Source organism: Streptomyces avicenniae, assembly GCF_000719135.1.
GTDB classification, from domain to species: domain Bacteria; phylum Actinomycetota; class Actinomycetes; order Streptomycetales; family Streptomycetaceae; genus Streptomyces; species Streptomyces avicenniae.
Genome location: NZ_JOEK01000005.1, coordinates 112,560 through 135,459, shown reverse-complemented (window position 1 = coordinate 135,459; position 22,900 = coordinate 112,560). Strand labels below are relative to the sequence as shown.

The 22,900-nt window shown below is 72.7% G+C and carries 22 protein-coding genes and 1 CRISPR repeat array; of the genes, 16 read left to right on the top strand and 6 right to left on the bottom strand.

The window, feature by feature from the left end; all coding sequences use genetic code 11:
- Positions 1 to 385 precede the first annotated feature (385 nt).
- The 7 genes from casA (at position 386) to cas2e (ending at position 6,953) form a co-directional block, all read left to right on the top strand.
- Complete coding sequence (casA, locus tag IF27_RS10675) at positions 386 to 1,996, top strand: type I-E CRISPR-associated protein Cse1/CasA (RefSeq protein ID WP_052849216.1); 1,611 nt, start codon at positions 386 to 388, stop codon at positions 1,994 to 1,996.
- A gap of 38 nt (positions 1,997 to 2,034) precedes the next feature.
- Positions 2,035 to 2,808 (top strand): type I-E CRISPR-associated protein Cse2/CasB, encoded by a 774-nt coding sequence (gene casB / locus IF27_RS10670; protein WP_052849215.1) that lies wholly within the window; start codon positions 2,035 to 2,037, stop codon positions 2,806 to 2,808.
- Between the two features lie 73 nt (positions 2,809 to 2,881).
- Positions 2,882 to 4,120: a type I-E CRISPR-associated protein Cas7/Cse4/CasC gene (gene cas7e / locus IF27_RS10665; RefSeq protein ID WP_052849214.1), complete on the top strand. Its 1,239-nt coding sequence runs from the start codon at positions 2,882 to 2,884 to the stop codon at positions 4,118 to 4,120.
- Complete coding sequence (cas5e, locus tag IF27_RS10660; RefSeq protein ID WP_052849213.1) at positions 4,117 to 4,974, top strand: type I-E CRISPR-associated protein Cas5/CasD; 858 nt, start codon at positions 4,117 to 4,119, stop codon at positions 4,972 to 4,974. The genes cas7e and cas5e overlap by 4 nt, the downstream gene beginning before the upstream one ends.
- A complete protein-coding gene (cas6e, locus tag IF27_RS10655) occupies positions 4,971 to 5,645 on the top strand; it encodes a type I-E CRISPR-associated protein Cas6/Cse3/CasE (RefSeq protein ID WP_052849212.1) in 675 nt (224 codons plus the stop codon). The genes cas5e and cas6e overlap by 4 nt, the downstream gene beginning before the upstream one ends.
- A gap of 59 nt (positions 5,646 to 5,704) precedes the next feature.
- The gene (cas1e, locus tag IF27_RS10650) at positions 5,705 to 6,622 is read left to right on the top strand and encodes a type I-E CRISPR-associated endonuclease Cas1e (RefSeq protein ID WP_110945766.1); all 918 of its coding nucleotides are present in this window, start codon (positions 5,705 to 5,707) and stop codon (positions 6,620 to 6,622) included.
- Positions 6,623 to 6,641: 19 nt separating this feature from the next.
- Positions 6,642 to 6,953, top strand: coding sequence for a type I-E CRISPR-associated endoribonuclease Cas2e (cas2e, locus tag IF27_RS10645; protein ID WP_052849210.1), 312 nt, complete (start codon positions 6,642 to 6,644; stop codon positions 6,951 to 6,953).
- 18 nt (positions 6,954 to 6,971) lie between these two features.
- A CRISPR array of direct repeats spans positions 6,972 to 7,732; the repeat unit is 29 nt; unit sequence GTCCTCTCCGCACGCGCGGAGGTGTTCCG.
- A 194-nt stretch (positions 7,733 to 7,926) separates the two neighbouring features.
- Here the strand turns inward: cas2e and IF27_RS10640 are convergent.
- Together IF27_RS10640 and IF27_RS10635 are read right to left on the bottom strand one after the other, a co-directional pair.
- A complete protein-coding gene (locus tag IF27_RS10640; protein WP_223290999.1) occupies positions 7,927 to 8,448 on the bottom strand; it encodes a hypothetical protein in 522 nt (173 codons plus the stop codon).
- Between the two features lie 91 nt (positions 8,449 to 8,539).
- A complete protein-coding gene (locus IF27_RS10635) occupies positions 8,540 to 8,908 on the bottom strand; it encodes a hypothetical protein (protein WP_052849209.1) in 369 nt (122 codons plus the stop codon).
- A 143-nt stretch (positions 8,909 to 9,051) separates the two neighbouring features.
- Between IF27_RS10635 and IF27_RS30970 the strand changes: the two genes are divergently transcribed.
- Genes IF27_RS30970 through IF27_RS10625 form a run of 3 tightly spaced genes read left to right on the top strand, consistent with a single transcriptional unit; the run spans position 9,052 to position 10,389 of the window.
- A complete protein-coding gene (locus tag IF27_RS30970) occupies positions 9,052 to 9,204 on the top strand; it encodes a hypothetical protein (RefSeq protein WP_190232897.1) in 153 nt (50 codons plus the stop codon).
- Entirely contained in the window at positions 9,201 to 9,782 is a 582-nt protein-coding gene (locus IF27_RS10630) for a sigma-70 family RNA polymerase sigma factor (RefSeq protein WP_223290998.1), read from the top strand. The genes IF27_RS30970 and IF27_RS10630 overlap by 4 nt, the downstream gene beginning before the upstream one ends.
- Positions 9,763 to 10,389 (top strand): hypothetical protein, encoded by a 627-nt coding sequence (locus IF27_RS10625; protein WP_190232896.1) that lies wholly within the window; start codon positions 9,763 to 9,765, stop codon positions 10,387 to 10,389. Before IF27_RS10630 ends, IF27_RS10625 begins: the two co-directional genes overlap by 20 nt.
- 40 nt (positions 10,390 to 10,429) lie before the next feature.
- Here the strand turns inward: IF27_RS10625 and IF27_RS10620 are convergent, their stop codons facing one another.
- Positions 10,430 to 11,146, bottom strand: a complete 717-nt coding sequence (locus IF27_RS10620) for a FadR/GntR family transcriptional regulator (protein WP_052849206.1) — start codon at positions 11,144 to 11,146, stop codon at positions 10,430 to 10,432.
- A gap of 178 nt (positions 11,147 to 11,324) precedes the next feature.
- Between IF27_RS10620 and IF27_RS10615 the strand changes: the two genes are divergently transcribed.
- The 6 genes from IF27_RS10615 to IF27_RS10590 all read left to right on the top strand — a co-directional run bounded on the left by IF27_RS10615 (position 11,325) and on the right by IF27_RS10590 (position 18,893).
- Positions 11,325 to 12,944: an ABC transporter substrate-binding protein gene (locus IF27_RS10615; RefSeq protein ID WP_223290997.1), complete on the top strand. Its 1,620-nt coding sequence runs from the start codon at positions 11,325 to 11,327 to the stop codon at positions 12,942 to 12,944.
- 14 nt (positions 12,945 to 12,958) lie between these two features.
- A complete protein-coding gene (locus IF27_RS10610; RefSeq protein ID WP_420821998.1) occupies positions 12,959 to 13,900 on the top strand; it encodes an ABC transporter permease in 942 nt (313 codons plus the stop codon).
- Positions 13,897 to 15,819, top strand: a complete 1,923-nt coding sequence (locus tag IF27_RS10605; RefSeq protein ID WP_052849203.1) for a dipeptide/oligopeptide/nickel ABC transporter permease/ATP-binding protein — start codon at positions 13,897 to 13,899, stop codon at positions 15,817 to 15,819. The genes IF27_RS10610 and IF27_RS10605 overlap by 4 nt, the downstream gene beginning before the upstream one ends.
- Positions 15,816 to 16,844 (top strand): oligopeptide/dipeptide ABC transporter ATP-binding protein, encoded by a 1,029-nt coding sequence (locus IF27_RS10600; RefSeq protein WP_052849202.1) that lies wholly within the window; start codon positions 15,816 to 15,818, stop codon positions 16,842 to 16,844. The genes IF27_RS10605 and IF27_RS10600 overlap by 4 nt, the downstream gene beginning before the upstream one ends.
- On the top strand, positions 16,841 to 17,761 hold the full coding sequence (locus tag IF27_RS10595; protein WP_052849201.1) for a dihydrodipicolinate synthase family protein: 921 nt from the start codon (positions 16,841 to 16,843) through the stop codon (positions 17,759 to 17,761). Before IF27_RS10600 ends, IF27_RS10595 begins: the two co-directional genes overlap by 4 nt.
- A gap of 124 nt (positions 17,762 to 17,885) precedes the next feature.
- The gene (locus tag IF27_RS10590) at positions 17,886 to 18,893 is read left to right on the top strand and encodes an alpha/beta hydrolase (RefSeq protein WP_052849200.1); all 1,008 of its coding nucleotides are present in this window, start codon (positions 17,886 to 17,888) and stop codon (positions 18,891 to 18,893) included.
- Here IF27_RS10590 and IF27_RS10585 read toward each other — a convergent pair.
- The 3 genes from IF27_RS10585 to IF27_RS10575 all read right to left on the bottom strand — a co-directional run bounded on the left by IF27_RS10585 (position 18,880) and on the right by IF27_RS10575 (position 22,777).
- Entirely contained in the window at positions 18,880 to 20,109 is a 1,230-nt protein-coding gene (locus IF27_RS10585) for a sialidase family protein (protein WP_223290996.1), read from the bottom strand. The two genes, IF27_RS10590 and IF27_RS10585, sit on opposite strands and share 14 nt — an antisense overlap.
- A gap of 101 nt (positions 20,110 to 20,210) precedes the next feature.
- Positions 20,211 to 20,876 (bottom strand): NAD(P)H-binding protein, encoded by a 666-nt coding sequence (locus IF27_RS10580; protein ID WP_052849198.1) that lies wholly within the window; start codon positions 20,874 to 20,876, stop codon positions 20,211 to 20,213.
- A 14-nt stretch (positions 20,877 to 20,890) separates the two neighbouring features.
- Positions 20,891 to 22,777 (bottom strand): sialidase family protein, encoded by a 1,887-nt coding sequence (locus IF27_RS10575; protein ID WP_052849350.1) that lies wholly within the window; start codon positions 22,775 to 22,777, stop codon positions 20,891 to 20,893.
- Positions 22,778 to 22,900: the final 123 nt, after the last annotated feature.

The following is a 22,900-nucleotide window of genomic DNA, read 5'->3' as shown; positions in this document are numbered from 1 at the left end:
TCTGCTAGCTGCTGCGCAGATAACTCCGTTAACGGGCGGCGTACTTGGGCTCCGTCAACGCGAGGAGCCTATCGGCTCCGTATATGGTTATGAGACCGCCTCCGTCTCAATACTCTCTTACGCTAGATAGTGAATATGGCTCCGTCTCGGTACTGGCTTGGAGCCGTACCAGGCGGCCTGAAGCCGGAGCGCGGGCGGTTCTCATGAGTCGGTCGTAGCGCGGAGCGCGGATTCCACCTTGGCAGAGCGGAACCCACGACATCCGCAACGCCCGCTCGCGCGGGCAGTACCTGCAACACGGCAACGGCTCCGTCTCGGTACTCACGGGCCACCCCCGCTCGGTGGCGGGGACCGGCTGACCATGGTGAAGCAAGCAAGGAGACTCATGACGACGGGTGGGTTCGATCTACTTGAGGAGCCGTGGGTTCCTGTCCAGTGGACCGGAACGGCGCCTACGCCACGGTCCGAACAAGTCGGGCTCGCCGAGCTGTTGCGCCGTGCCCACGAGATCGCCGGGTTGGCCGTGGTGGACCCGCCGACGCACTCCGCGTTGTTGCGGGTGCTGTACGCGCTGACCGTGCGCGTCACGGGCCTGGACAGGGTGGGCACATCGGAGGACGACTGGGCCGATCGGCGTCAACAGGTGTGGGAGGAAGGCCGGCTGCCGGCCGACGGGATCGCGGAGTACGCCGACCGTTACGCGCACCGCTTCCTGGTGTTCGACCCCGAGGGGGGACGCCCGTGGATGCAGGACCCGAGGCTGGAGAAGCAGTGCGACCCGGCCAAGACCGCCGGGGTCAACAAGCTGGTCGTGACGCGGCCCGCAGGCAACAACCACGCCTGGTTCCGTCACAATTCGGACGCGAAGCCGGACCCGCCGACGGTTTCGGAAGCTGTTCTCAACCTGCTGGTGTGGCACTACTGGGGGCCCTCCGGGCGGTGCTCCGCCCGTGAGGTGGACGGGGAGAAGACCGCCAGCGCGACAGCTGGCCCGCTTCGGACCGCTCTGTCGTACCACCCGGAGGGCGAGACGCTCTTCGAGACGTTGCTGGCCGGCCTGGTGCCGCCTGACCCACGCGACCGGCTCGACGAGGACCACTGCCCCTGGGAGCTGCCGGAGCTGCTGGACCCCGCCGCGGTGCCGAGGGAGCCGGTAGGGCCTTGTTCCCGGCTGACCGGCCGCTCCCAACACGCGCTCCTGCTCGTACCTGACGATGACTCGCGCGACAACCACGGCACGCCCACTCTGGTGCGCGACGCGTACATCACCTGGGGAAACCGGGCGGGGCGCATGACCAGGGACGACGACTTCCTGATCTGGCAGATCAGTCAGCAGGGAAACCGCTACCCGCGCCCAGCGGACTCGCGGCGCGCGCTCTGGCGGGACCTGGACGCGTTGCTGCTCGCTGAGCCGGGGGGTCCCGCTCAGGCCAGGCGGCCGAAGGTGTTCGCCTCGGCCGCCGAGATGCCCGAGGAGGTCAGACTCCGGGTGCGCGCCCTGGGATTCGAGCAGGACGGTCAGGCCAAGGACACGCAGTTCGTTGACGGCTCCACGCCGCCGGTTCTCGGGTTCGTGGAGGAGAGAGTCCCGCGGACCGCCCACCCGGTCGCCAAGCTTCGGCAGTTGGGCGAGCGTTACGGCTTCCGTCTGGATCGGGCGCTGGCACGGGCCTGGAAGACGTACATGGGCGATCCCACGAGCGATGCGAGCGCGTGGACGACGCCTGCCGCCGCCCGGTACTGGCCCGGAGCGGAGGACCAGTTCTGGGCGGTTTTCCGTGAGTTGAGCCGCGATCCCGAACAGATCGACCCGGGCTTCGACTTCCAGGACGCCCGTAGAGCCTTTCTCCGGCTCGCGGAGAACGCCTACGACGAGGTCACGCGCAGCATCACCGGGAGCCAACGAGGCGCCAAGGCTGTGTTCGAGGCACGCGTCGGCCTACGGCGGCCTCCCGGGAAACAGCCAGACGCAGAGCTGACAGCTGACAAGAGCTGAACGGAACCGACAAGACCAAGAAGGAGGGGAAACAGACTTTGACCACCACCGAGTCGCCGAAGCTCGACCGGGCGGCGGAGCACCGTCAGAAGCTCGTCGAGTACGTGACCCGGATCGACCGGATCTGTTCCGAGAACCCGGGCGCCCGTGTCGCACTCCGAGCCGGGCTTCGGCAGAACATCGACAACCGCAGCACCTTCGCGATGAACCGCTACATCGTCCCATGGCTGCCGAAGAACGCCTCCGACGCCATCCAGCGGGCCTACTTCACCGTCGCCGCGTTGATTGCCTCCCGCCCCCGGGCCACCGAGAACGAGGACGACGAGGACGAGGACGAGGCGCCGGACGGAGCGAGCGCCGAGCGTTCGGACAACAGTGTTCAGAGCCCCGAGAGCGGCCCCGACTCCACCGGCTCCACCGATGTCCCTGGCGGCAACGATGCCGAGTCCGCTGTGCCGGCCGAGACCCCAGAGCGCTGGGGGCCCAGCCTGGGCAGCGCCTTCGCCGAGGCCGTGGCGGAAGTTCCCGGTGGGGACCGGAAGATGAGGGAAAGTGCGGCGGAGAGCCGGTTGAACATGCTCACCCGACAGGGCGCCAGCGGCATTCACCGGAGCCTGCCCGCGTCCGTTCTCTATCTCCGCCAGCTCGACGTTCCCGTCGACTGGGCCCAGCTTCTGGCCGACCTCATCGCCTGGCCGGACCACTCCGGGCGAATCGCCCGGCGCTGGCTTCAGGACTTCTACCGCCGGCGTCACCTCGACGCGAACCAGGCCGGCGGGGACGAGGACTCCACCGAGGAGTCCCCGGAATAGCCCGGCCTGACAACGGTCCTCACTCGCGCGAGGCGCCCGCCTTTCCCAACCTTTCGAAGCCACCAACAGCAGCATGGAGAAGACCGTGTCCGCAACGACTCGTCCCGCCCGTTTCATCGACATCCACGTGCTTCAGTCGGTCCCCTTCGCCAACCTCAACAGGGACGACACGAATTCGGTGAAGACCGTCCAGTACGGCAACGCCCAGCGCACGCGGGTCAGTAGCCAGTCCTGGAAGCGCGCGGCGCGGGAGAAGTTCCAGGAGGAGATCGGCGAACGAGCCCTCCGCACACGCCGGATCGGCGAGCGCGTCACGCGCGAGCTGGCGGAGACGCGAGGCTGGCCGTTGCCCCTCGCGGAACGTGCCGGCGCCCACGTGGCCGCCGGCAGCAGCATCAAGTTCGAGCTGGCGAAGGAGAAGCAGAAGGAAGGATCCGAGGGGGGCGCCGCGAAGAAGGACACCAAGGTGGTCGTCCCCAACAAGGTGTTCACCAACGCGCTGGTCTATGTCCCGGAAACCGCCGTGCGGGAGCTGGCGGACATCGCCGAGGAACACCGCGAGAAGCTGGAGTCCGCCAAGGACATCAAGAAGCCCGGCGACAAGAGCGTGCTGCCCCAGCCGGCGATCGACGGGGTGCTGAAGGCGCGAAACGGCGTGATCAACCTCTTCGGTCGCATGCTCGCCGAGGTCGATGACGCAGGCGTGGACGGGGCGGTTCAGGTCGCGCACGCGATGACCACCCACGAGACCGACGTGGAGTTCGACTACTTCTCGGCCGTGGACGACATCAGCCAGGAGTGGAACGACGCCACCGGCAGCGGTCACATGGGGCACGGTCAGTACAGCGCCGGCACGTTCTACCGCTTCGCCACCGTCGACCTGGAGGAGCTGGCGGGCAACCTCGGTGACGACCCCGCGAGCGTGCGTGAGCTGACCGGCGCCTTCCTCGCGACGTTCGTCGAGTCGTTGCCCGGCGCCAAGAAGAACTCCACCGCCCCGTACACCCCTCCCGGTCTCATCCATCTCGCCGTTCGCGCGGACCGGCCGCTCTCCTTCGCCGCCGCCTTCGAAAAGCCGGTGACGTCCTCCCCCGGCGGGGGCTTCGAGGAGCCCTCCGTAGCCCGGCTGACGAAGTACGCGGCGCAAGCCAACAAGATGCTGGGAAGCCGCCGGCTGCTGGCCTCCGGCTGGACCAGCATCGGGCACGAGGACGCCCAGCACGTGGGGGACCGGTACGACGGCATCGAGGAGCTGGTCGAGGCCACGCTGCGCGGCGCCCTGCGCGAGAAGACCGGTGAGGTCTCCTCGTGACCAGTTCGGAAGCCGAAGACCGGCCGGGTCTGCTGCTGCGGCTGGCCGGTCCGCTCCAGTCCTGGGGCGAGAAGAGCCACTTCACGGATCGGGACACCGCGCGGTTTCCCACCCGCTCGGGCGTCATCGGGATGCTGGCCGCCGCGCTCGGCCGCAAGCGTGGGGAGCCGCTGGACGATCTGATCGCCCTCTCGCTGACCGTGCGCGAGGACCGGCCGGGCGTCATGATGACCGACCTGCACACGGTGGGCGGCGGCCTGCCGAACCGCGACACCGTCACAACCGCCGAGGGCAAGAAGCGCGGTGGGACGACCGCCACCTTGCTCAGCCGGCGCGCGTACCTCGCCGACGCGGTGTTCACCGCCGCGCTGACGAGCGCTCCCGGCGGGCCGGACGCGAAGACCCTGAGCCGGTACGCCGAGGCGCTGCGCGAACCGCGTTGGCCGTTCTACCTCGGTCGGCGCTCCTGCCCACCCGAAGGGCCGGTGCTGCTGGCGCGAAGCGAGCGCCCGCTGGAGGAACTGGTCAGGCTGCCCGTCTCGGCCGAACGTGCTGAGGGTGCCGGGCCGTTGAACCTCGTCTTCCTCTCGGACGAGCCCCTGGACGCGCTGCCGGTACCCAACGGGTGGGAGTCCTCTCCCGCCGACGAATCCGCGCGGCCGACCAGCACGATCAACGACGACCCCCGTTCCTTTCACCCGAAGCAGCGGACTTACCGGGTGCGCCCGCTCTACCGCCGCACCGTCGCCGTTCCCGAGGAACGGTTCGCCGGGCTGGGCGCCCCGTACCTCGCCGTGCTGGAGAAGCACCTGGCGGCGTATCGGGTGCCGTCCGAGGACGGGGTGGCCCCGTGACCGTCTGGCTCAGCCGACTCACGCTCAACCCGCGTTCCCGCGCGGTCCAAGCCGACCTGGGGAGCAGCAAAGCGGCGATCAACTTGCATCGACGCGTGATGTCCCTCTTCCCGGAGACCGAGGGCGACGACGCGCGCGCCCAGTTCGGCGTGCTGTTCCGCGTCGAGGACACGCCCCAGGGGTACGCCGTCCTGATCCAGAGCGCCCACGAGCCCGATCCCGCCCGGCTGCCCGAGGGCTACGGCGCGCTGCGGAGCAGGTCCCTCGACCCGCTGCTCGACGCGCTCAAGCCGGGACGCCGGATTCGCTACCGCTGCGTGGCGAACGCCGTGCGGCGCCCCGGTGCGACCACCCGCGAGCTGTATCAGTTGAAGGCGATCGTGCCGTTGAGCGGGCGGGTCGCCGACGAGTGGTGGCAACGGCAGGCGATCGCCGCCGGCCTGGACGTCGAAAGCGTGCTCTCCCACCCGGTCGATACGGTGCGCGGCCCGCGCGGCACCTCGGGGGAGGCGGCGAAGCAGCACATGCGACACCACCGCACCCAGTTCGACGGCACCGCCGTCGTCACGGACGCGGATCAGCTCCGGGAACGGATCATCGCGGGCGTTGGCCGCGCCAAGTCCTACGGCTGCGGGCTGTTGACGATCGCACCGGCCGGGGGTGGGTCATGACAGTCGCGCCGCAGACTCCCAGCCAGGCGCGGCGCCGACTGGCCGCGCCCACGGTCGCGATGCTGCCGCGCATCGCCGACTCCCTCTCGTTCCTCTACCTCGACGTGGTGCGCATACAGCAGGACGACACCGGCGTCTGCGCCGAAATCACCAGCGAGCGGCGCGGCACCGAGACGGTCTACCTGCCGACGGCAGCCCTGAGTTGCGTCCTCTTGGGCCCCGGGACATCCATCACCGCCCGGGCCCTGGCGACTCTGGCTCGCCACGGGACCACCGTCCTGGTCGTCGGCTCGGGTGGAGTCCGCTGCTACGCCGCAACATTGCCCGACTCCCTCACCACCACCTGGTTGGAGCGTCAGACCCGAGCCTGGGCGGACGACGAGCAACGACTCAGCGTCGCGCGGGCGATGTACGAGATGCGTTTCGGGGAAGGGACGGTCGCGGCCGACGCGACGCTGCAACAACTACGCGGCTTCGAAGGTGCGCGGGTCAAGGCCCACTACCAACTCCTCGCGAAGCAGCACAAGATCGGCCGCTTCCGGCGCAACTACGATCCGGCGTCCTGGGAGGACCAAGACCCGGTGAACCTCGCGCTCTCGTCCGCCAACACCTGCCTGTACGGGATCGTCCACGCGGCCATCGTCGCCCTGGGCTGCTCACCGGCGCTGGGGTACATCCACAGCGGCAACCAGCAGGCGTTCGTGTACGACGTCGCTGACCTGTACAAGGCGCAGCTCACGATCCCGCTGGCGTTCTCGCTCCACGCCTCCACCAACCCGGAGGCCCAGGCCCGCCGCTCCTTCCGCGACGGACTGCGGCTGTTCAAGCTGCTGCCGCGCATCGTCGCCGACATCCAGCAACTGCTGGACCCGGCAGGTGATTACGAGATCGAGGACCCCGACGAGCAGCTCGTTGACCTCTGGGACCCAATCGCCGGCGCCATCCCCGGCGGGATCAACCACGGGGCCGAGACATGAGAGACGAGAGGCCGCACCCATGGCATCCATGATCATGATCTCGGCGACAGCGGTCCCCGACCACCTCCGAGGCGCCCTCAGCCGCTGGCTGCTGGAGGTCACCCCGCAGCTCTACGTCGGCACCGTCTCGGCCCGCGTCCGCGACGAACTGTGGACCTCGGTCTCCGCCGTCATCGGCGACGGCCTGGCCGTTCTTGCGTACCCGGACGCCAACGAGCAAGGCTTCTCCCTACGTACGGCAGGGACCCGTCGCAGACACCCACTCGACTTCGATGGGTTGACCCTGATCGGCTTCCGAAAGGAAGGTCAAGAAACAGCAAAGTCACTCTGACGTCGCAGGTCAGAAAGTGTCCTCTCCGCACGCGCGGAGGTGTTCCGGCGCTCGCCGAGATCCAACAGCAGATAGTGGAGTCCTCTCCGCACGCGCGGAGGTGTTCCGCTGTTGCCCCCGAACGCCTCACGGAGCGAGGGGTCCTCTCCGCACGCGCGGAGGTGTTCCGTGGCAGCGCATCGCCGAGGACGTGCTGGAGGCGTCCTCTCCGCACGCGCGGAGGTGTTCCGGGACTCGGCGAACTGGATCTGCGCCTCGGCGGGTCCTCTCCGCACGCGCGGAGGTGTTCCGCTGCGCCACCACGAGTCGATGACGCGGCCGGTGTCCTCTCCGCACGCGCGGAGGTGTTCCGATCCCGGGGGCGCTGCGTAGCTGGGCGCAGCGGTCCTCTCCGCACGCGCGGAGGTGTTCCGCCATTGGCATATTCGTTGACGGGGGTCGTGATGTCCTCTCCGCACGCGCGGAGGTGTTCCGGATGAGGTGCTGGATGGCGTGGGGCGGGCCTTGTCCTCTCCGCACGCGCGGAGGTGTTCCGATGACGCCCGAGACGATCGGGCAGCTCGGCGGGTCCTCTCCGCACGCGCGGAGGTGTTCCGGGCGAGACGTGACGGTAGCTGAGTGGCTGGGCGTCCTCTCCGCACGCGCGGAGGTGTTCCGACGACTGGCGGCGCGTCCTCCGCGTCGCCCCCGTCCTCTCCGCACGCGTGGAGGTGTTCCGGTACGGCTGCTGCGGACGACGGCCCCGGGGCTGTCCTCTCCGCACGCGCGGAGGTATTCCGGCCGGGATCAACAACGCACTGTCGAACCCGGTGTCCTTTCCGCACGCGCGGAGGCGGGTGGGGGATTTGGGGGAACCCGGGCTCCGCAGGGGGCTGTCCCCAGCGCTGGAGCCACTCGCTGACGCGGCGGTTGGCGTCCTCGCCGGTGCCGAGGACGAAGCGGGCGTGGACGCGGAGCAGGAAGGCCGGACCGGTCAGAGCCCTGCGGCGTGACGCCGACGGTGGTGGGCGAGGGTGACGGCGGCGAGGAGGGGGCCCCAGGCGACCAGCGGCAGGTAGAGGATTCCGGCGATCGTGCTGCCGAGAGGGGTCATGTCCTGATGAGGGAAGGCCCACCAGAAGGCGAACTGGCCGAGGGCCAGCGTCAGCACCCCGGCGCCGAGGCCCGCCGCCACGGTCACCGCCCGCTGGTTCGGCCGACGCCCGCCGACGACGGGGACCCACCGCGGCAGCACCTCACCCCACGGCCGGATCAGCCCGAGCGTGAGCAGCGCGAGCAGTTCTCCACCCACCGTCAGCCCGACCACGTACACCGCGCCCCAGCCGGTGAAGCCCATCGCCTCGTACCCGGCCTCGGTGTACCCGGCGGTGAAACCGGCCGCCAGCAGCAGGCGCCAGATCCCGGACGGCACGGTGACCAGCGCGGCGGCGTGGGCGGCACGGACAGCCCAAGGAGGCGGGGGCGGAAGCCTCGTGTCGAGTTGCGTCGTCGGCATGTGCACCATCGTCGCGGTGTCCCGTCCACCCGGCATCGCCCCTGAGGGCCACCTCCGAAGCCGACTTCGGGATGAGCCTCGTCCCTCTTTCTCAGCCGTGCGGGGGAGGGCTGCCGCCCCGTCGGCCACAAGCACTTCCCCCGTGTACGTTCGGCCGGCCTCTGTCCATCCGGTTCATGGACGCGTCCATGGAGTCGTCGATGCCGATGATCCCCTTGTTGACCTCGCTCAGGTCGGCGGCGTTGTCGATGAACCGCTCGGCCACCGGCAGCGCCTGGCCGAGGAATCGGAAAGCGGCCGGAAGCAGGCGGGGTTGCCGCTTCCGGTCCCGGCCGCCGTGGAACGAACCACCTCGCCCATCCGCATCTGCCGTGACCTGCGTCACGTCGCCATGTGCCGTCTGACATATGCGCGGGCGTGCGCCGGGGTGGTCGTGGCTGGTGGGGAGGTGGATGAGCATGTGCCGCTGGCATATGCCCCGTTGTGGGGGGTCACGCTCCGGAAAGATATGGTCACCCCCTTCCACGTTCGGGCACTCCGCGCGCTTAGCTGATTGCTGAGGGCGAGCACGCTCTCGCCGGATCTCCCGAAGGAGCACAGGAGTTGAGTTACGACACCGCGAACGGCGCGCTGGCCATGGCCGTGGCGCTGCGGGTGTTCGCCCCCGACGTACGGACGCTGGCCCGGTGGCTGCTGGGCGTCGGCGTGCGCGTCGGCATCGACGCCGTGGCGCGGCGTGGTGGGGGGCGGGCGTGAGCGGGCACGGACCGGCGCGACCGGACGTACGGGAAGCCGGGGTCACGATGCCCGCCGCCTTCTGGGCGTTCCACGAGCGGTACTACCCGGTGTACCTGTCGTACGCCGAGCTGCAACTGGGCGAACGGCGCCGCGCCGTTGACCTCGTGGACCGCGTGTTCGTGCACCTCGCGCGGCACTGGCCGATGCTGATGCGCGAGGAGTCGCCCGAGGCCACCGCCTGGGCGATGATGAAGTCGGCCGTCGAGGAACGGCTGATCTTCGAGGGGCGTCGGCACACGATGCCCGCCACCGCCGCGTTCCAGCAGGTGAGCCGCCGCGTGTTGGACGACTTCCGCGCCGAACTGTCGGTGCTGGAGAGCGCCTTGGGCCTGTACGCGGCCATCGCGGAGCTGCCGGAACGGCAGTTCGACGTGGTCGTGCTCCAGTACGTCCTCGGCTACCCCGCCGCGCGGACGGCCGAGATCATGGGCATCGCCGAGGTCACGGTCCGTACCTACCGCCACCTGGCGCGCCGCACGCTGGCGCGGAAGCTGTCGCTGGACGGGGGTGGACGCGGTGCCGACGCCGATCGATGAGCTGCTGGCCGAGGCGGCGTTCCTGCCGGGGGCGGTGACGGCCGCCGACCTGGCCGCGTCCCGGCGCCGCATCGAACGCGCGCTGGACGACACGGCGCTGACCGTCCCGTACGACGCCGCCCGGCGGTTCGAGAGCGACGAGGAACGGTCGGGGCGCGAACTGCTCGCCCTGTGCGGCTCGTTGGTACGGGACGCGCGCGCCCCCGCCTGGATGGCCGGCCTCGTCAACTCCGAGCGGATCGAGCCCGCCGGTGGCCTCGTCTTCGCCTGCCTGCTGCACCTGAGCGGGCTGACGGACGGGGCGCGCTTCTGGTGGGAGTTCAGCGCGGGCGCGGGGACGTCCACGGCGGCGCTGTGCCTGTGCCTGCTGCACCTCCAGCGCGGCGAGCCGGAGGACGCGGAGCACTGGGCGGGCCAGGCGGCCGAGTTGGAGCCGCTGGAGCGCGAGCACGAGTGGACGGCGCGGCCCCGCGTCTGGTGGCCGCGGGGGGCGCTGGCGGAGGCGCTGGAGAGCCTGGACATCGGGCGTGACCAGGATCTCGGGATGGTCCCGCGCCCCGATCCCGCGCTCGCGGGGCGGCTGGAGGACTGCGTGGCCGTCTCCTGAAGGTCCGGTCCCCCGCCCCCGGCAGGCGGGGGGCCGTGTCTCAGGGCGCCGCGGTGGCGGTCGTGGCGGTCGCGTGCTCGGCGAGGAGGTGCCTGATCCCCGCGAAGTGCGCCCGCATCGCGACCGCCGCCCGCGGCCCGTCGCCCGCCTCCAGCGCGGCGAGGATGTCCTCGTGCCGCGCGCAGACGACGCGCGGGTCCTGGTCGTCGGCCCGCAGGTCGCCGCGCACGCGGTGAAAGGCGGACCAGAAGGCGTCCAGCACCTCGCTCAGCAGGTGGTTCCCCAGCGAGCGGTAGAGGGCGACGTGGAACGCGCGGTCCGTCGCGGCCGAGACGCGCCCCCCGGCGGCCTCGCGTTCCATGGCGGCGACGAGTTCCCGCAGCCGCGCGAGGTCCTCGGCGGGCACGTCGCCCGCGACCTCGACGATGAGCCCGGCCTCCAGCGCCTCGCGGACCTCAAGCAGCTCGTGCAGGCTCGCCTCGCCCCTGCGGTGCCTGACGGCGGCGCGGAAGACCATGGCCTCGACGAACGAGTCGAGGCTGAGCGAGCCGACGTACGTGCCGAAGCCGTGCCGGATGTCCACGACGTTGACGGCCTGGAGCGCCTTCAGTGCCTCGCGCACCGAGTTGCGGCTGACGCCGAAGAGCGTCATCAGGTCGCTCTCGGTGGGCAGCGGGTCGCCGGGCGCGAGGCGGCGGTGCAGGATCAGCTCCTTGATGCTGCTCTGCACTTCCTCGGACATCATGCGGCGTGCCATCTCGGCCTCCCCTGGGTCCTGACCGGGCCTGCCTCCCGGCCGGAGATGCACATTGTGCCACCGGAGATAGGACATCTGACGTCCGGGCTCTTGACCTCGTTCCGCCGCCGAACCTACGGTGCTCGGACATAGAACGTAGTACGTAGGACGTCCAAGAGCAGCGTCGCTGGAGGAGTTCGTGAACCATGCCCTCGACCGCAGGGCCCTGCTACGGGCCACCGCCGCGCTCGGCGCCGCCGGAGCCGTCTCGGCCGCCCTCGGCGCCTGCTCAGGCCCGCCCTCGACGACCGGCGGCGGGGGCGGTTACGGCTCAGGCGGCGGCGAGGAGCTGACCGCCGTCATCGGCTACGGCAACGACCAGAGCTGGGACCCGACGCAGACCGCGTCCGCCTTCACCATGGCCGCGAATCACCACCTCTACGAAGGCCTCCTCGACACCGACCCCCTCACCCGCGCGCCCTACCCTGCGCTCGCCACCGCCGTGCCGCCCGACCAGAACGCGACCCGCTGGCGCTTCACCCTGCGCGACGACGCGACCTGGCACGACGGCGAACCCGTCACGGCGGACGACGTCCTGTTCACGTTCGACCGCATCCTGGACGCGGAGGCCAACCCGCTGGCCCGCTCCTTCTTCGTCTCCTGGCTCAAGGAGGTACGCAGGACGGGCGAGCGGGACGTCGAGCTGGACCTCCACTTCCCCTTCCCCGACGCCGCCTCCCGCCTCACGCTCGCGAAGATCATGCCGCGCCACGTCTTCGGCCGCCCCGGCGGCTGGGACGAGGCGGGCGCGGGCCTCGCCGTCGGCTCCGGCCCGTACCGGCAGGCGTCGCACCAGCCGAAGACCAACACCACCTTCGCGGCCTACAACGGCTACAACGGGCCGCGCCCCGCCACCTTCGCCCGGATGAACTGGCTGTCCATCGTGGACGCCGCGCCCCGCGTCGCGAAGATCTCCGGGAGCGGCGCCGACGCCCAGATCGCCGAGAACATCCCGTACGCCAACGCCGAGCAGCTGCGCGGCGACGGCCTCACGGTCGAGGGCGGCGCGGGCATGAACCACGTCTTCCTCATGTTCAACACGGCCAACCCGCCGTTCGACGACGTCCGCGTCCGGCAGGCGCTGTTCCACGCCGTGGACACCGGTCAGATGATCGACGTCGGCCTGCGCGGGCACGGCAGGGCCGCCACCTCGTTCCTCAACGAGGAGAACCCCGCGCACACCGAGGCGTCCACCGTCTACACCCACGACCCCGACCGCGCCCGCGCCCTGCTGCGCGCGGCGGGCGTCACGGACCTGCGCGTCAACCTGATGGCGGTGAACGTCAGCTGGCTCGTGGACTGCCTGCCGACGATCAAGGAGTCCTGGGACGCCATCGGCGTGCCCACCACCCTGGAGCCGCAGGAGACGTCGGCCCTGTTCACCAAGATGGACCAGAACCAGGACTACCAGGTCGTCGCCGCCGTCGCGAACCCCAACCAGTTCGGCCTCGACCCCGACCTCATCCTCCGCTACAACTACACGCCGGGCGGCGGCTGGATGACCTACACGCGCTGGGACGAGAGCGACGACGCGCGGGCGCTGTTCGCCCTCATGGACGAGGCGACGCGCGAGCCCGACCCCGCGCGCAAGCTCGCGCTGACGCACCGCTCCCTCGACGTCATCGCCGAACAGGCCGTCCTCTACCCGCTCCTGCACAACGAGCTGCTGACCGCCTGGAACCCACGGGCCCTCACCGGCGTCCGCGCACAGCCGTACCCCGGCATATCCGTCCTCCAGGCGAGGCCGTACACGTCGTGATCCTCGTCGTCCGGATGCTGACACGCCGCGTCCTCCTCCTCGCGCCGCTGATGCTCGGCGTCGTCCTGTTCGTCTTCCTCGTCATGCGCTTCTCCGACATGGACCCGGCGTCCGCCTACTTCCAGGGCGCCAACCCCACGCAGGAGCAACTGCACCGCTTCCGCGAGGAGAACGGCCTCCTCGACCCGCTGCCCGTGCGCTACGCGGGCTTCGTCGGCGACCTGTTGCACGGCGACATGGGCATCAGCGTGCTGACGCGCACCTCCGTCCTCGACCTGGTGACGACCGCCCTGCCGCTGACGCTCCAGCTGACGTTCCTCGGCCTCGGCATCGCCGTCCTCCTGGCCGTGCCGCTCGGCGTCGCCGCCGCGCTCCACCGCGACCGCGCGCTCGACCAGGTCATCCGCGTCGTGTCCCTGACCGGCGTCGCCGCGCCCGGGTTCTGGCTGGCGCTGCTGATGATCCAGTACCTCGGCGTCGAGGCGGGCTGGTTCCCGACCAGCGGCTGGACGAACCCGACCGACTCGTTCACCGGCTGGATCAGGACGATGACGCTGCCCGCCCTCGCCCTCTCCCTGCCGGTCGCCGCGCAGCTCACCCGCGTCGTGCGCACGGCGGTGGTGGAGGAGCTGGACAAGGACTACGTGCGCACGGCGACCGGCAGCGGCCTGCCGCCGTTCGTCGTCGTGGGCCGCAACGTCCTGCGCAACGCGCTGATCAACCCGCTCACGGTCCTCGGCCTGCGCGTCGGCTACCTGCTCGGCGGTGCGGTCGTCATCGAGACGATCTTCGCGCTGCCCGGCATGGGCAAGCTGATGATCGACGCCGTGCGCAACGGCGACCCGGCCGTCGTGCAGGGCGTCGTCCTCACGACGGCGGTCGGCTTCGTCGTCGTGAACCTGGTGATCGACATCCTCTACCTCCTGGTCAACCCCCGGCTGAGGAGCGCCGCATGAACCCCCGCCCCCTCCTGAGCGGACTGCGCCGCCTGCCCCCGCTCTCCCGCGCAGCCCTCGCGGTCCTGGGCGTCGTCGTGCTCGTCGCCCTCCTCGCGCCGCTGCTCGCGCCGCACGACCCGTACGCGCAGGCGGGCACCGCCGGGGGCCCGTCCGCCGCGCACTGGATGGGCCAGGACAGCCTGGGCCGCGACATCCTCAGCCGCCTCATGTACGGCGCCAGGTCGTCGCTGGCCATCGGCCTGGGCGCGACCGCGCTCGCCCTGCTGGCCGGGGCGGTGGTCGGCGCGGTCGCCGCGACGTCCCGCAAGCTCGTGGACGAGACGCTGATGCGCTGCCTCGACGTCGTGATGGCCTTCCCCGGCATCGCCATCGCCGCCGTGCTGATCTCCGTCTTCGGCGGCGGCACGTCCGTGCTGATCGGCGCCATCGCCTTCCTGAACGTGCCGCCCGTCGCCCGCGTGGTGCGGGCCAACGTGCTCAGCCAGTACGGCGAGGACTACGTGACGGCCGAGCGCGTCGTCGGCGCCAGGACGCCGCACATCCTGCTGCGGCACGTCGCCGTCAACTGCGCGGCGCCCGTCCTCGTCTTCTGCACGGTGATGGTGGCCGAGGCGATCGTCTTCGAGGCGTCGCTGTCGTTCATCGGCGCCGGGGTCAGGCCGCCCGAGCCGTCCTGGGGCAGCGTCATCGCGGACGGCAAGAACCTCGTGCTGCTCGGCGGCTGGTGGGCCACGGTCTTCCCCGGCCTGCTGATGCTGGTCACCGTGCTGGCGCTGAACGTGCTGTCCGAGGGCGTCTCCGACGCCTGGGCAGCGCCCGCCGCACGCCCCACCGGCGCGCGTACGCCCCCTGCCACCGGCCAGGGCGCGCCCCCGCCGCCGCCCCGCGAGGTCCCGCCCCTCCCCGGCCTGGCCGCCGCGGGGGAGCGCCTGCGCGCCCGCGCCCGCCCGCCCGTCACCGGCGAGCCCGTCCTCACCGTCCGCGACCTGGCGATCGGCTTCCCAGGACGCCACGGCGACCGCGACGTCGTGGACGGCGTCAGCTTCTCCGTACGGCCGGGCGAAGTCCTCGGCCTGGTCGGCGAGTCGGGCTGCGGCAAGTCCCTGACCGCCCTCACCGTCATGGGCCTCCAGCCGCGCGACGCCCGCGTGCGCGGCAGCGTCACGTTCGCCGGGCAGGAGCTGACGGGCCTCGCCCCGCGCGCCAGGCGCCGCCTGCTCGGCCACGAGATGGCGATGGTCTACCAGGACGCCCTGTCATCCCTGAACCCGGCGATGACCATCCGCGCCCAACTGCGGCAGCTCGTCCGCCGCGGCGGGCGCCGCACCCCAGCCGAGCTGCTGGAACTGGTCGGCCTCGACCCCGCCCGCGTCCTGCGCAGCCACCCGCACGAGCTGTCGGGCGGCCAGCGCCAGCGCGTCCTCATCGCCATGGCGCTCTCCCGCGAGCCGCGCCTGCTCGTCGCCGACGAACCGACGACGGCCCTCGACGTGACGGTGCAGGCGCAGGTCGTCGCGCTCCTGCTGCGGCTGCGCGCCGAGCTGGGCTTCGCGCTCGTCCTCGTCTCGCACGACCTCGCGCTCGTCGCCGACGTCACCGACCGGATCGTGGTGATGTACGGCGGGCAGATCGTGGAGAGCGGCGTGACCGCCGACCTGGTCGCCGCCCCCGCGCACCACTACACGCGCGGCCTGCTCGGCTCCGTGCTCTCCCTGGAGTCGGCCGCGCCGCGCATGACGCAGATCCACGGCGTCGTGCCCTCCCCCGCCGACTTCCCGCCGGGCTGCCGCTTCGCCGACCGCTGCCCGATGGCCGACGCCGCCTGCGCCGCGCCCGCGCCGCAGCGCCCCGCCCCCGGCACGCTGCACACCGCCGCCTGCCACCACCCCGCGCAGGAGAAGGAGGCCGCACGATGACCCCCGCCGCGCTGCTGACCGTCCGGGACGTCCACCAGGTCTACCCGGCCCGCGGCCAGGGCCTCTTCCGCGCCGCGAAGGTGCACGCCCTCACCGGCGTCAGCCTCTCCGTCACCCCCGGCGAGACCCTCGGCGTGGTCGGCGAGTCGGGCTGCGGCAAGTCCACGCTGGCGCGGCTCCTGGTCGGCGTCGAACGGCCCAGCGCGGGCACCGTCGCCCACCGGGGCCGCGACCTGTGGACCATGCCGCCCGCCGAGCGCCGCCGCACCGTCGGCACCGGCATCGGCATGGTCTTCCAGGACCCGGCGACCGCGCTCAACCGCCGCCTGTCCGTCCGCCGCGCCCTGCGCGACCCGCTGGACGTCCACCGCCGCGGCACCCCCGCCGGGCGCGAGGCACGCGTCCGCGAACTGCTGGCCCTCGTGGGCCTGCCCGCACACCTCGCCGACGCCCTCCCCGGGCGCCTGTCGGGCGGCCAGCGGCAGCGCGTCGCCATCGCCCGCGCGCTCGCCCTGGAACCGGCCCTGCTCGTCGCCGACGAACCGACCAGCGCCCTCGACGTGTCCGTCCGCGCGCAGATTCTCAACCTGCTCCTGGACCTCAAGGAACGCCTCGGCCTCGCGATGGTCCTCGTCTCGCACGACATCCAGACCGTCCGCCGCATGAGCGACCGCGTCGTCACCATGTACCTGGGCCGCGTCGTCGAGGAGGCCCCGGCCGACCGCGTCACCGCCCACGCCCGCCACCCCTACACCCGCGCCCTCTTCTCAGCCGCCCCCTGCCTCCTCGACCCGGTGGACCCCATCCCGCTGACCGGCCCGATGCCCTCCGCCGTCCACCCGCCGAGCGGCTGCCCGTTCCGCACCCGCTGCTGGAAGGCGGACGACGTGTGCGCCGCGTCGATGCCGGACGCGGAGGCGGCGGGCGGGGAACATCTCTACCGCTGCCACCACCCCGTGGGTGACGGCGACGCCACCCGCGATCTCGTCCACCAGGCCGCCACCGCACAGGAGACCCGTTCATGACCCTCCCCGACCGGCTGACCGGAGTGATCCCGCCCGTCTGCACCCCGCTGACGCCCGACGGCGAGGTGGACACCGCGTCACTGGTCCGGCTCGTGGACCACCTCGCCGACGCCGGGGTTGACGGGCTGTTCGTCCTCGGCTCGACCTCCGAGGTCGCCTTCCTGACGGACGCGCAGCGCCGCACGGTCACCGAGACCGTCGCCGGTCACCTCGCCGGGCAGCTGCCGCTGCTGGCCGGTGCCATCGACATGACGACACCCCGCGTCCTCGACCACGCGCGCACCGCCCTCGCGGCGGGCGCCGACGCCGTCGTCGCCACCGCCCCCTTCTACACGCGCACCCACCCGGCCGAGATCGAACGGCACTTCCGGCTCCTGGCCCGGCACGTCGAGGCCCCCGTCCTCGCCTACGACCTGCCGGTGTCCGTCCACACCAAGCTGACCGCCGACCTCGTCACCGCCCTCGCCACGGACGGCGCGCTCGCGGGCCTGAAGGATTCGAGCGGCGACCTCGGCACCCTGCGCGCCATCCTCATCGGCGCCCCCGAGGGCTTCGCCGTGCTCACCGGCTCGGAGGTCACGGTGGACGCGGCGCTGCTGATGGGCGCGCACGGCGTCGTCCCCGGGCTCGGGAACGTCGATCCGCACGGCTACGTCTCGCTCGTGCGGCGCTGCGCCGCGGGCGACTGGGCGGCGGCGCGGGCCGAGCAGGAGCGGCTGGTGGCGCTGTTCGCGATGGTGGACGTCGGGTCGCCCGCGCGGATGGGGCGCGGCTCGTCGGCGCTCGGCGCGTTCAAGGCGGCGCTGCGGCTGCGCGGCGTGATCGACCACCCGACGCTCGCCGAGCCGCAGGTCGCGCTGTCGGACGACGAGGTGGCGGAGGTCGCCCGCCTGCTCGCGGCGGCCGGGCTGCTGTGACGGGACGCGCGGGGCGCGCAGCCGGGTGAACCCGCCGCCGGGCGGCGGGAGCGTGCCGGGGGGTGTGCCGTCCGGCGCGTGAGACTGGGCCGGTCCCAGGTCGCGCACGGTCGGAAGGTCCCGCATGGACGTCGCACTCGATCCCGAACTCGCCGCGCTCGCGCCCTCGATCCCGCCGCTCGACCTCACCGACGTCGCCGCGACGCGCGCGCTGCTGCGGCAGGCCCAGGCCGACGCGCCGCCGTACGAGGCCGCGAACCCGCTGGACGTCCTCGACCTCACCGTCCCCGGGCACGACGGCGGCCCCGACGTCCCCTGCCGCCTCCACCGCCCCGCCCGGCGTACCGGGCCGCTGCCCGCCCTCGTCTACCTGCACGGCGGCGCGTTCGTCCTCGGCGGCCTGGACGAGCTGGACGCCGAGTCCCGCAGGCTCGCCGACCTGGCGGGCGTCGCCGTCCTCGGCGTGGACTACCGGCTGGCCCCCGAGCACCCCTACCCGGCCGCCCTGGAGGACGCCTACGCGGCGCTGCGCTGGCTGGCCGGTGACGCCGGGGCGGCGGAGGGCGTGGACCCCGCGCGGCTCGCGGTCCTGGGCGAGAGCGCCGGGGGCGGGCTGGCTGCGGCGCTCGCGATGCTGGCCCGCGACCGGGGCGGCCCCGCGCTGGCCGCGCAGATCCTGGACGCCCCGACCGTGGACGACCGGCTGGCCACCCCGTCCATGCGCGACCTCCCCGACACCCCGACCTGGAAGGCGTCCAACTCCCGCCTGAGCTGGCGCTACTACCTCGCGGGCACCGCCGCGCCCGGCGACCCCGACGTGCCCCTGTACGCCGCCCCTGCCCGCGCCGGGGCCGACGACCTGGCCGGGCTCCCGCCCGCCTGGGTGACCGCCTACCAGATCGACCCGACGCGCGACGAGGTCCTGGACCACGCGCTCGCCCTGATCAGGGCAGGGGTCCCGACCGAGGTCCACCACTACAGCGGCGCCTTCCACCTCGCCCACGCCGTCCCCGGCACGGCCATCGGCGAACGGATCGTCACCGACCGGCTGGACGCCGTACGGCGCCTGCTCGGCGGCCCGCCCCGCCGCCCCGCGACCGCGGCCAGGGGCAGGGGCGTCACAGGTCCGTGAAGCGGCGGAGGACGACGCGCTCGTACGGCCCGTCCGCGCCCGTCTCGTAGAGCAGGCCCACCGTCCGGCGGTCCAGCTGCACCAGCTCGGAGTACGCCGCCGGGTCGGCCGACAGCGTCTCCACCGGCGCGAACGTCCGCCCGTCGTCGTCGCTGCGCCACAGCCGCATCGCCCGCCGCGCCGCCGGATCCGACGGCCCGGAGAACAGCAGCGGCCCCGCGGCGCCCGGCGTCCGCAGCGTGCTCGCCTGCACGACCGGCACGTCCCCCAGCGACCCGACGACGGCGTACGGCCCGTCCAGCGTCCCGCCGCCGTCCGACGACCAGGCGCCGAGGCGGTTGCCCGCGACGGTGCCGTTCTGGTCGCGGGCGGAGAACCAGAGGCGGCCGTCGGGCAGTTGCGCGACGGTGGACTCGTTCGCGTTGACCGCGCCGTCGTAGGAGTCGTCCACGTAGCCGATGCGCCAGGTCGCGCCCCCGTCGTCGCTGAGCAGGGCGTGGGAGCCGTAGTACTTCGCCTCGCGGCCGGTGTCGGGGGAGCCGTCAGGCGGCGCCGCCGAGTGGTTCGCGGGGACGACGAGACGGCCCGCGTGCGGACCGTGCGTGAGGGCGATCGCGTGGCCTGGCCCGGTCGCGTACCAGCGCCAGTGCGGCAGCTTGGCCTCCGCGGTGATCTCGCGCGGCGCGTCGAACGACCGCCCGTCGTCCGTGCTGACCTGCACGAACGCACGACGGCTCTGCTCGGGCCTCGCGACGCCGCGCATGATCTCGTCCTCCGTGACCTCCCCGCTGTTGTACGTCGTCAGCAGGACCAGACGCCCGGTCGCCGGATCGACCACGGGCGACGGGTTGCCCCGCGTGTCCCCCTGCCCGGCCGCCACCACCGACAGCGGCCCCCACGAGCAGCCCCCGTCGTCCGAGCGCCGCGCCACCACGTCGATGTCACCCGTGTCGCCCGCGCCCCCGACGCGGCCCTCGGCGAACGCGACCACCGTGCCGCGCGGCGTCGTCACGGCGGCCGGGATGCGGTACGTGTCGTAGCCGCCCTCGCCCGACACGAACGGGACGGACGTGGTGCACCGGCCGCGTGGCGGGCGCTCCCGGTCCTGCGCCTGGTCCTGCGCCTGGGCCACGCCGCCGCCGGTGGCGGACAGGGCGGCGGTCGCGGCCAGCCCCAGCAGGGCACCGGCCGTCACGGTGCGCATGTTTCTTCCCATGCTGCTGCCTCCTCATCCTGGAGATAGGACATCGGACGTCCGACAACGACGGTAGGTGCCCACCGCGACCGCGACAACCCCCCGCGCACCACCCCGGCGCCCTACGGGCGCGCCACCGCCGCCACCGCCTCGGCGACCGGCTCCGACCCGCCCACCAGGTCGAGCGTCAGCCCCGCCGTCCCCGGCGTGTCCAGCAGCGCCACCAGCACCGCCGCCACGTCGTCCCTGGGCACGGCCCCCGCGTCCACCGGCGGCTCGGCCAGCAGCACCCGGCCCGTCCCCGGACCGTCCGTCAGCCGCCCAGGCCGCAGGATCGTCCAGAACAGCCCGGAACGCCCCCTGACCTCCGCGTCCGCCGCGCCCTTGGCCCGCCGGTACGCCGCGAACACCGGATCGGCGTCCGGCGGCGGAGGCGCGTCCGCCCCCATCGCCGAGACCACGACGAGGCGCCGCACGCCCACCCGCTGCGCCGCGTCGGCGACGAGCACCGCCGCCCCCCGGTCCACCGTGTCCTTCCGCGCCGCGCCGCTGCCAGGACCGGCCCCTGCGGCGAACACCACCGCGTCCGCGCCCGCCAGCCGCCGCGCCACCTCGTCCACGGCGGCCGTCTCCAGATCGCAGACGACGGGCTCCACGCCGTCCGAGAGCAGGTCGGCGGCGTGCTCCCCGTTCCTGATGAGCCCGGCGACCCGGTCGCCGCGCCGGGCGAGCAGCCTCCCCAGCCGCCTGGCGATCTGCCCATGTCCACCTGCGATCACAACGCGCATACCGTGACGGTACGTCAGCCCCCGCCCCCGGCAGGACGCACGCCGTCCAGCGGCAGCGCGAACACCGCACCGGCGGGCGACGCGTTCGACCGGCGCACCGCGTCCCACTCGGCCGCCGTCAGCGCCCGGTCGTAGACGCGCACCTCGTCCAGCGCGCCGACCAGCCGCAACCGGTTGTCCGGCCGCTGCGCGAGATGCACGCCGAAGACGGACGTCCGGCTCACCGACCCCGGCACGTCCGCCGCCGTCCGCGCCGCCCCGCCGTCCACGGACAGCGAAAGCCGCCCACCTGAACGCGTGAGCGCCAGGTGGTGCCACGCCCCGTCGTTGAACGCCCCCTGCGTGTCCACCCACGCGCTCGCGGGCGCAGCCGCGCCGTCCCGCGTCGTGATCAGCGCGCGGACGCGGCCGTTCCCCGGCTCGCCGCGCACCCAGACCTGCGGCGCGTCCGCCCCGACGCCGCCCATCCACAGGAAGGGGTGCTCGCCGGTCCGCGCCGCGTAGCGGAACCACAGGCTCACCGTGAAGTCGCTCTCGCCGAGCGGCAGCGCGTCGCGGTACGGCAGGCGCACGGCGTCCTGCGGGCCGTCGAACAGGAGCCCGGCGCCGTACCGCCCCTGCGTGCCCGCCGGTGCGCCGACGACGGTCGCGGGGGCGGCGCCCGCGGCGGTGTCGGGCGTGACGGGGGACGGCGCGCGGCGCGGGCCGAGCCAGTCCTCGCCGAAGCGGGCGAACCGGATCTCGTCCCGCGCGTCCACCGCGCCGCCCTCGTAGAGCAGGCCGACGACGCCCTCGGCCGTCGCCACCATGTCGGAGTAGCCCGACCAGTCGTCCGTCACCGGCGCGCCCCGGTCCACGGAGTCGAACGTCCGCCCGCCATCCCATGACGACCTGATCATCATCGAACGCCGACGGTCGGGATCGGACGGCGCGGCGAACAGCAGCCGGTCACTTCCTGGCAGTTGCAGCAACGACCCCTGCACCTGCGGCGTGTACAGGTCGGGAAGCGCGCGGAAGGGCGCGGCGAAGCTCCCGCCGCCGTCCTCGCTCATTGCCCACGTCCTGTGCCCGAGATCGGTGCCCCTGTCCTCACGGCCGTTCACGTAGACCGAGCCGTCCGGCAGTTCGGCCACGGCGCTCTCCGACGGCTTCTGACGGAACGTCCCGTCGGCCGCCACCGGCCAGCTGTCCACCGCGCCCAGACGCCAGCTGTCGCCGCCGTCGTCGCTGTACGCCAGCGCCGCGTGGTTCGCGGTGATCCGGCCGCCCGCGTACGTCTCGCCATTGACCGTGAACAGCAGACGGCCCGCGTGCTCCCCGTGCCGCAGCTCGATGCCGTGCAGCGGCCCCGTGGCGTACCAGGAGTTCCAGTCGTCGGGGCGCAGCTCGGCGCCCAGGTCGCGCGGCTCGGACCAGGTGGCGCCGTCGTCGTCGCTGAACGAGAGGAACGGCACGCGCTCGCACGGCACGCCGCAGTTCCCGCTGTCGTGGCCGGGGTTGCGGGTGCTGGCCAGCAGGACGCGGCCGGTGGCGGAGTCCACGACGGGCGCCGGGTTGCCGTGGGTGTCGCCGCCGCCCTCGTCGATGACCTCCAGGGGCGTCCACGTCCTGCCGTCGTCGAAGGAACGCTTCAGCACCAGGTCGATGGCGCCCGCGTCGCCGCAGTCGTCGCGGCGGCCCTCGGCGAAGGCGAGCAGCGTGTCCTGCGTCGTGCGCACCAGGGCAGGGATGCGGAAGCAGGCGTAACCGGGGTCGGTCCCCGGCCGGAAGAGCACCTGCTGCTCGGGGACCGCGGCGGGCGTCTCTACTGCGGTCGCGTGGGGGAGGGGGCCTGCGAGCAGCGCGCCGACGGCGGCCGACCAGGCCGCGTACCGCGCCGACCTGCGGGGGAGGGGGGACATCGACACCGGCTTTCTCTCGGGGTCCTTCCGGCACGTCGGTCGTCCCTCGTGGGACATCCGACGTCCTAGGTCAGGAGGAGTGTCCCGGGACACCCGGGGGCTGACAAGACCGCGCGCACGACG

What these genes read in the sequence shown, in the direction of transcription:
- casA (WP_052849216.1), top strand. Translation starts at nt 386, where the DNA reads ATGACGACGGGTGGGTTCGATCTACTTGAGGAGCCGTGGGTTCCTGTC.
- cas7e (WP_052849214.1), top strand. Translation starts at nt 2,882, where the DNA reads ATGGAGAAGACCGTGTCCGCAACGACTCGTCCCGCCCGTTTCATCGAC.
- cas1e (WP_110945766.1), top strand. Translation starts at nt 5,705, where the DNA reads ATGCTGCCGCGCATCGCCGACTCCCTCTCGTTCCTCTACCTCGACGTG.
- cas2e (WP_052849210.1), top strand. Translation starts at nt 6,642, where the DNA reads ATGGCATCCATGATCATGATCTCGGCGACAGCGGTCCCCGACCACCTC.
- IF27_RS10640 (WP_223290999.1), bottom strand. Translation starts at nt 8,448, where the DNA reads ATGCCGACGACGCAACTCGACACGAGGCTTCCGCCCCCGCCTCCTTGG.
- IF27_RS10635 (WP_052849209.1), bottom strand. Translation starts at nt 8,908, where the DNA reads ATGCTCATCCACCTCCCCACCAGCCACGACCACCCCGGCGCACGCCCG.
- IF27_RS10620 (WP_052849206.1), bottom strand. Translation starts at nt 11,146, where the DNA reads ATGGCACGCCGCATGATGTCCGAGGAAGTGCAGAGCAGCATCAAGGAG.
- IF27_RS10610 (WP_420821998.1), top strand. Translation starts at nt 12,959, where the DNA reads ATGCTGACACGCCGCGTCCTCCTCCTCGCGCCGCTGATGCTCGGCGTC.
- IF27_RS10605 (WP_052849203.1), top strand. Translation starts at nt 13,897, where the DNA reads ATGAACCCCCGCCCCCTCCTGAGCGGACTGCGCCGCCTGCCCCCGCTC.
- IF27_RS10600 (WP_052849202.1), top strand. Translation starts at nt 15,816, where the DNA reads ATGACCCCCGCCGCGCTGCTGACCGTCCGGGACGTCCACCAGGTCTAC.
- IF27_RS10595 (WP_052849201.1), top strand. Translation starts at nt 16,841, where the DNA reads ATGACCCTCCCCGACCGGCTGACCGGAGTGATCCCGCCCGTCTGCACC.
- IF27_RS10590 (WP_052849200.1), top strand. Translation starts at nt 17,886, where the DNA reads ATGGACGTCGCACTCGATCCCGAACTCGCCGCGCTCGCGCCCTCGATC.
- IF27_RS10585 (WP_223290996.1), bottom strand. Translation starts at nt 20,109, where the DNA reads ATGGGAAGAAACATGCGCACCGTGACGGCCGGTGCCCTGCTGGGGCTG.
- IF27_RS10580 (WP_052849198.1), bottom strand. Translation starts at nt 20,876, where the DNA reads ATGCGCGTTGTGATCGCAGGTGGACATGGGCAGATCGCCAGGCGGCTG.
- IF27_RS10575 (WP_052849350.1), bottom strand. Translation starts at nt 22,777, where the DNA reads ATGTCCCCCCTCCCCCGCAGGTCGGCGCGGTACGCGGCCTGGTCGGCC.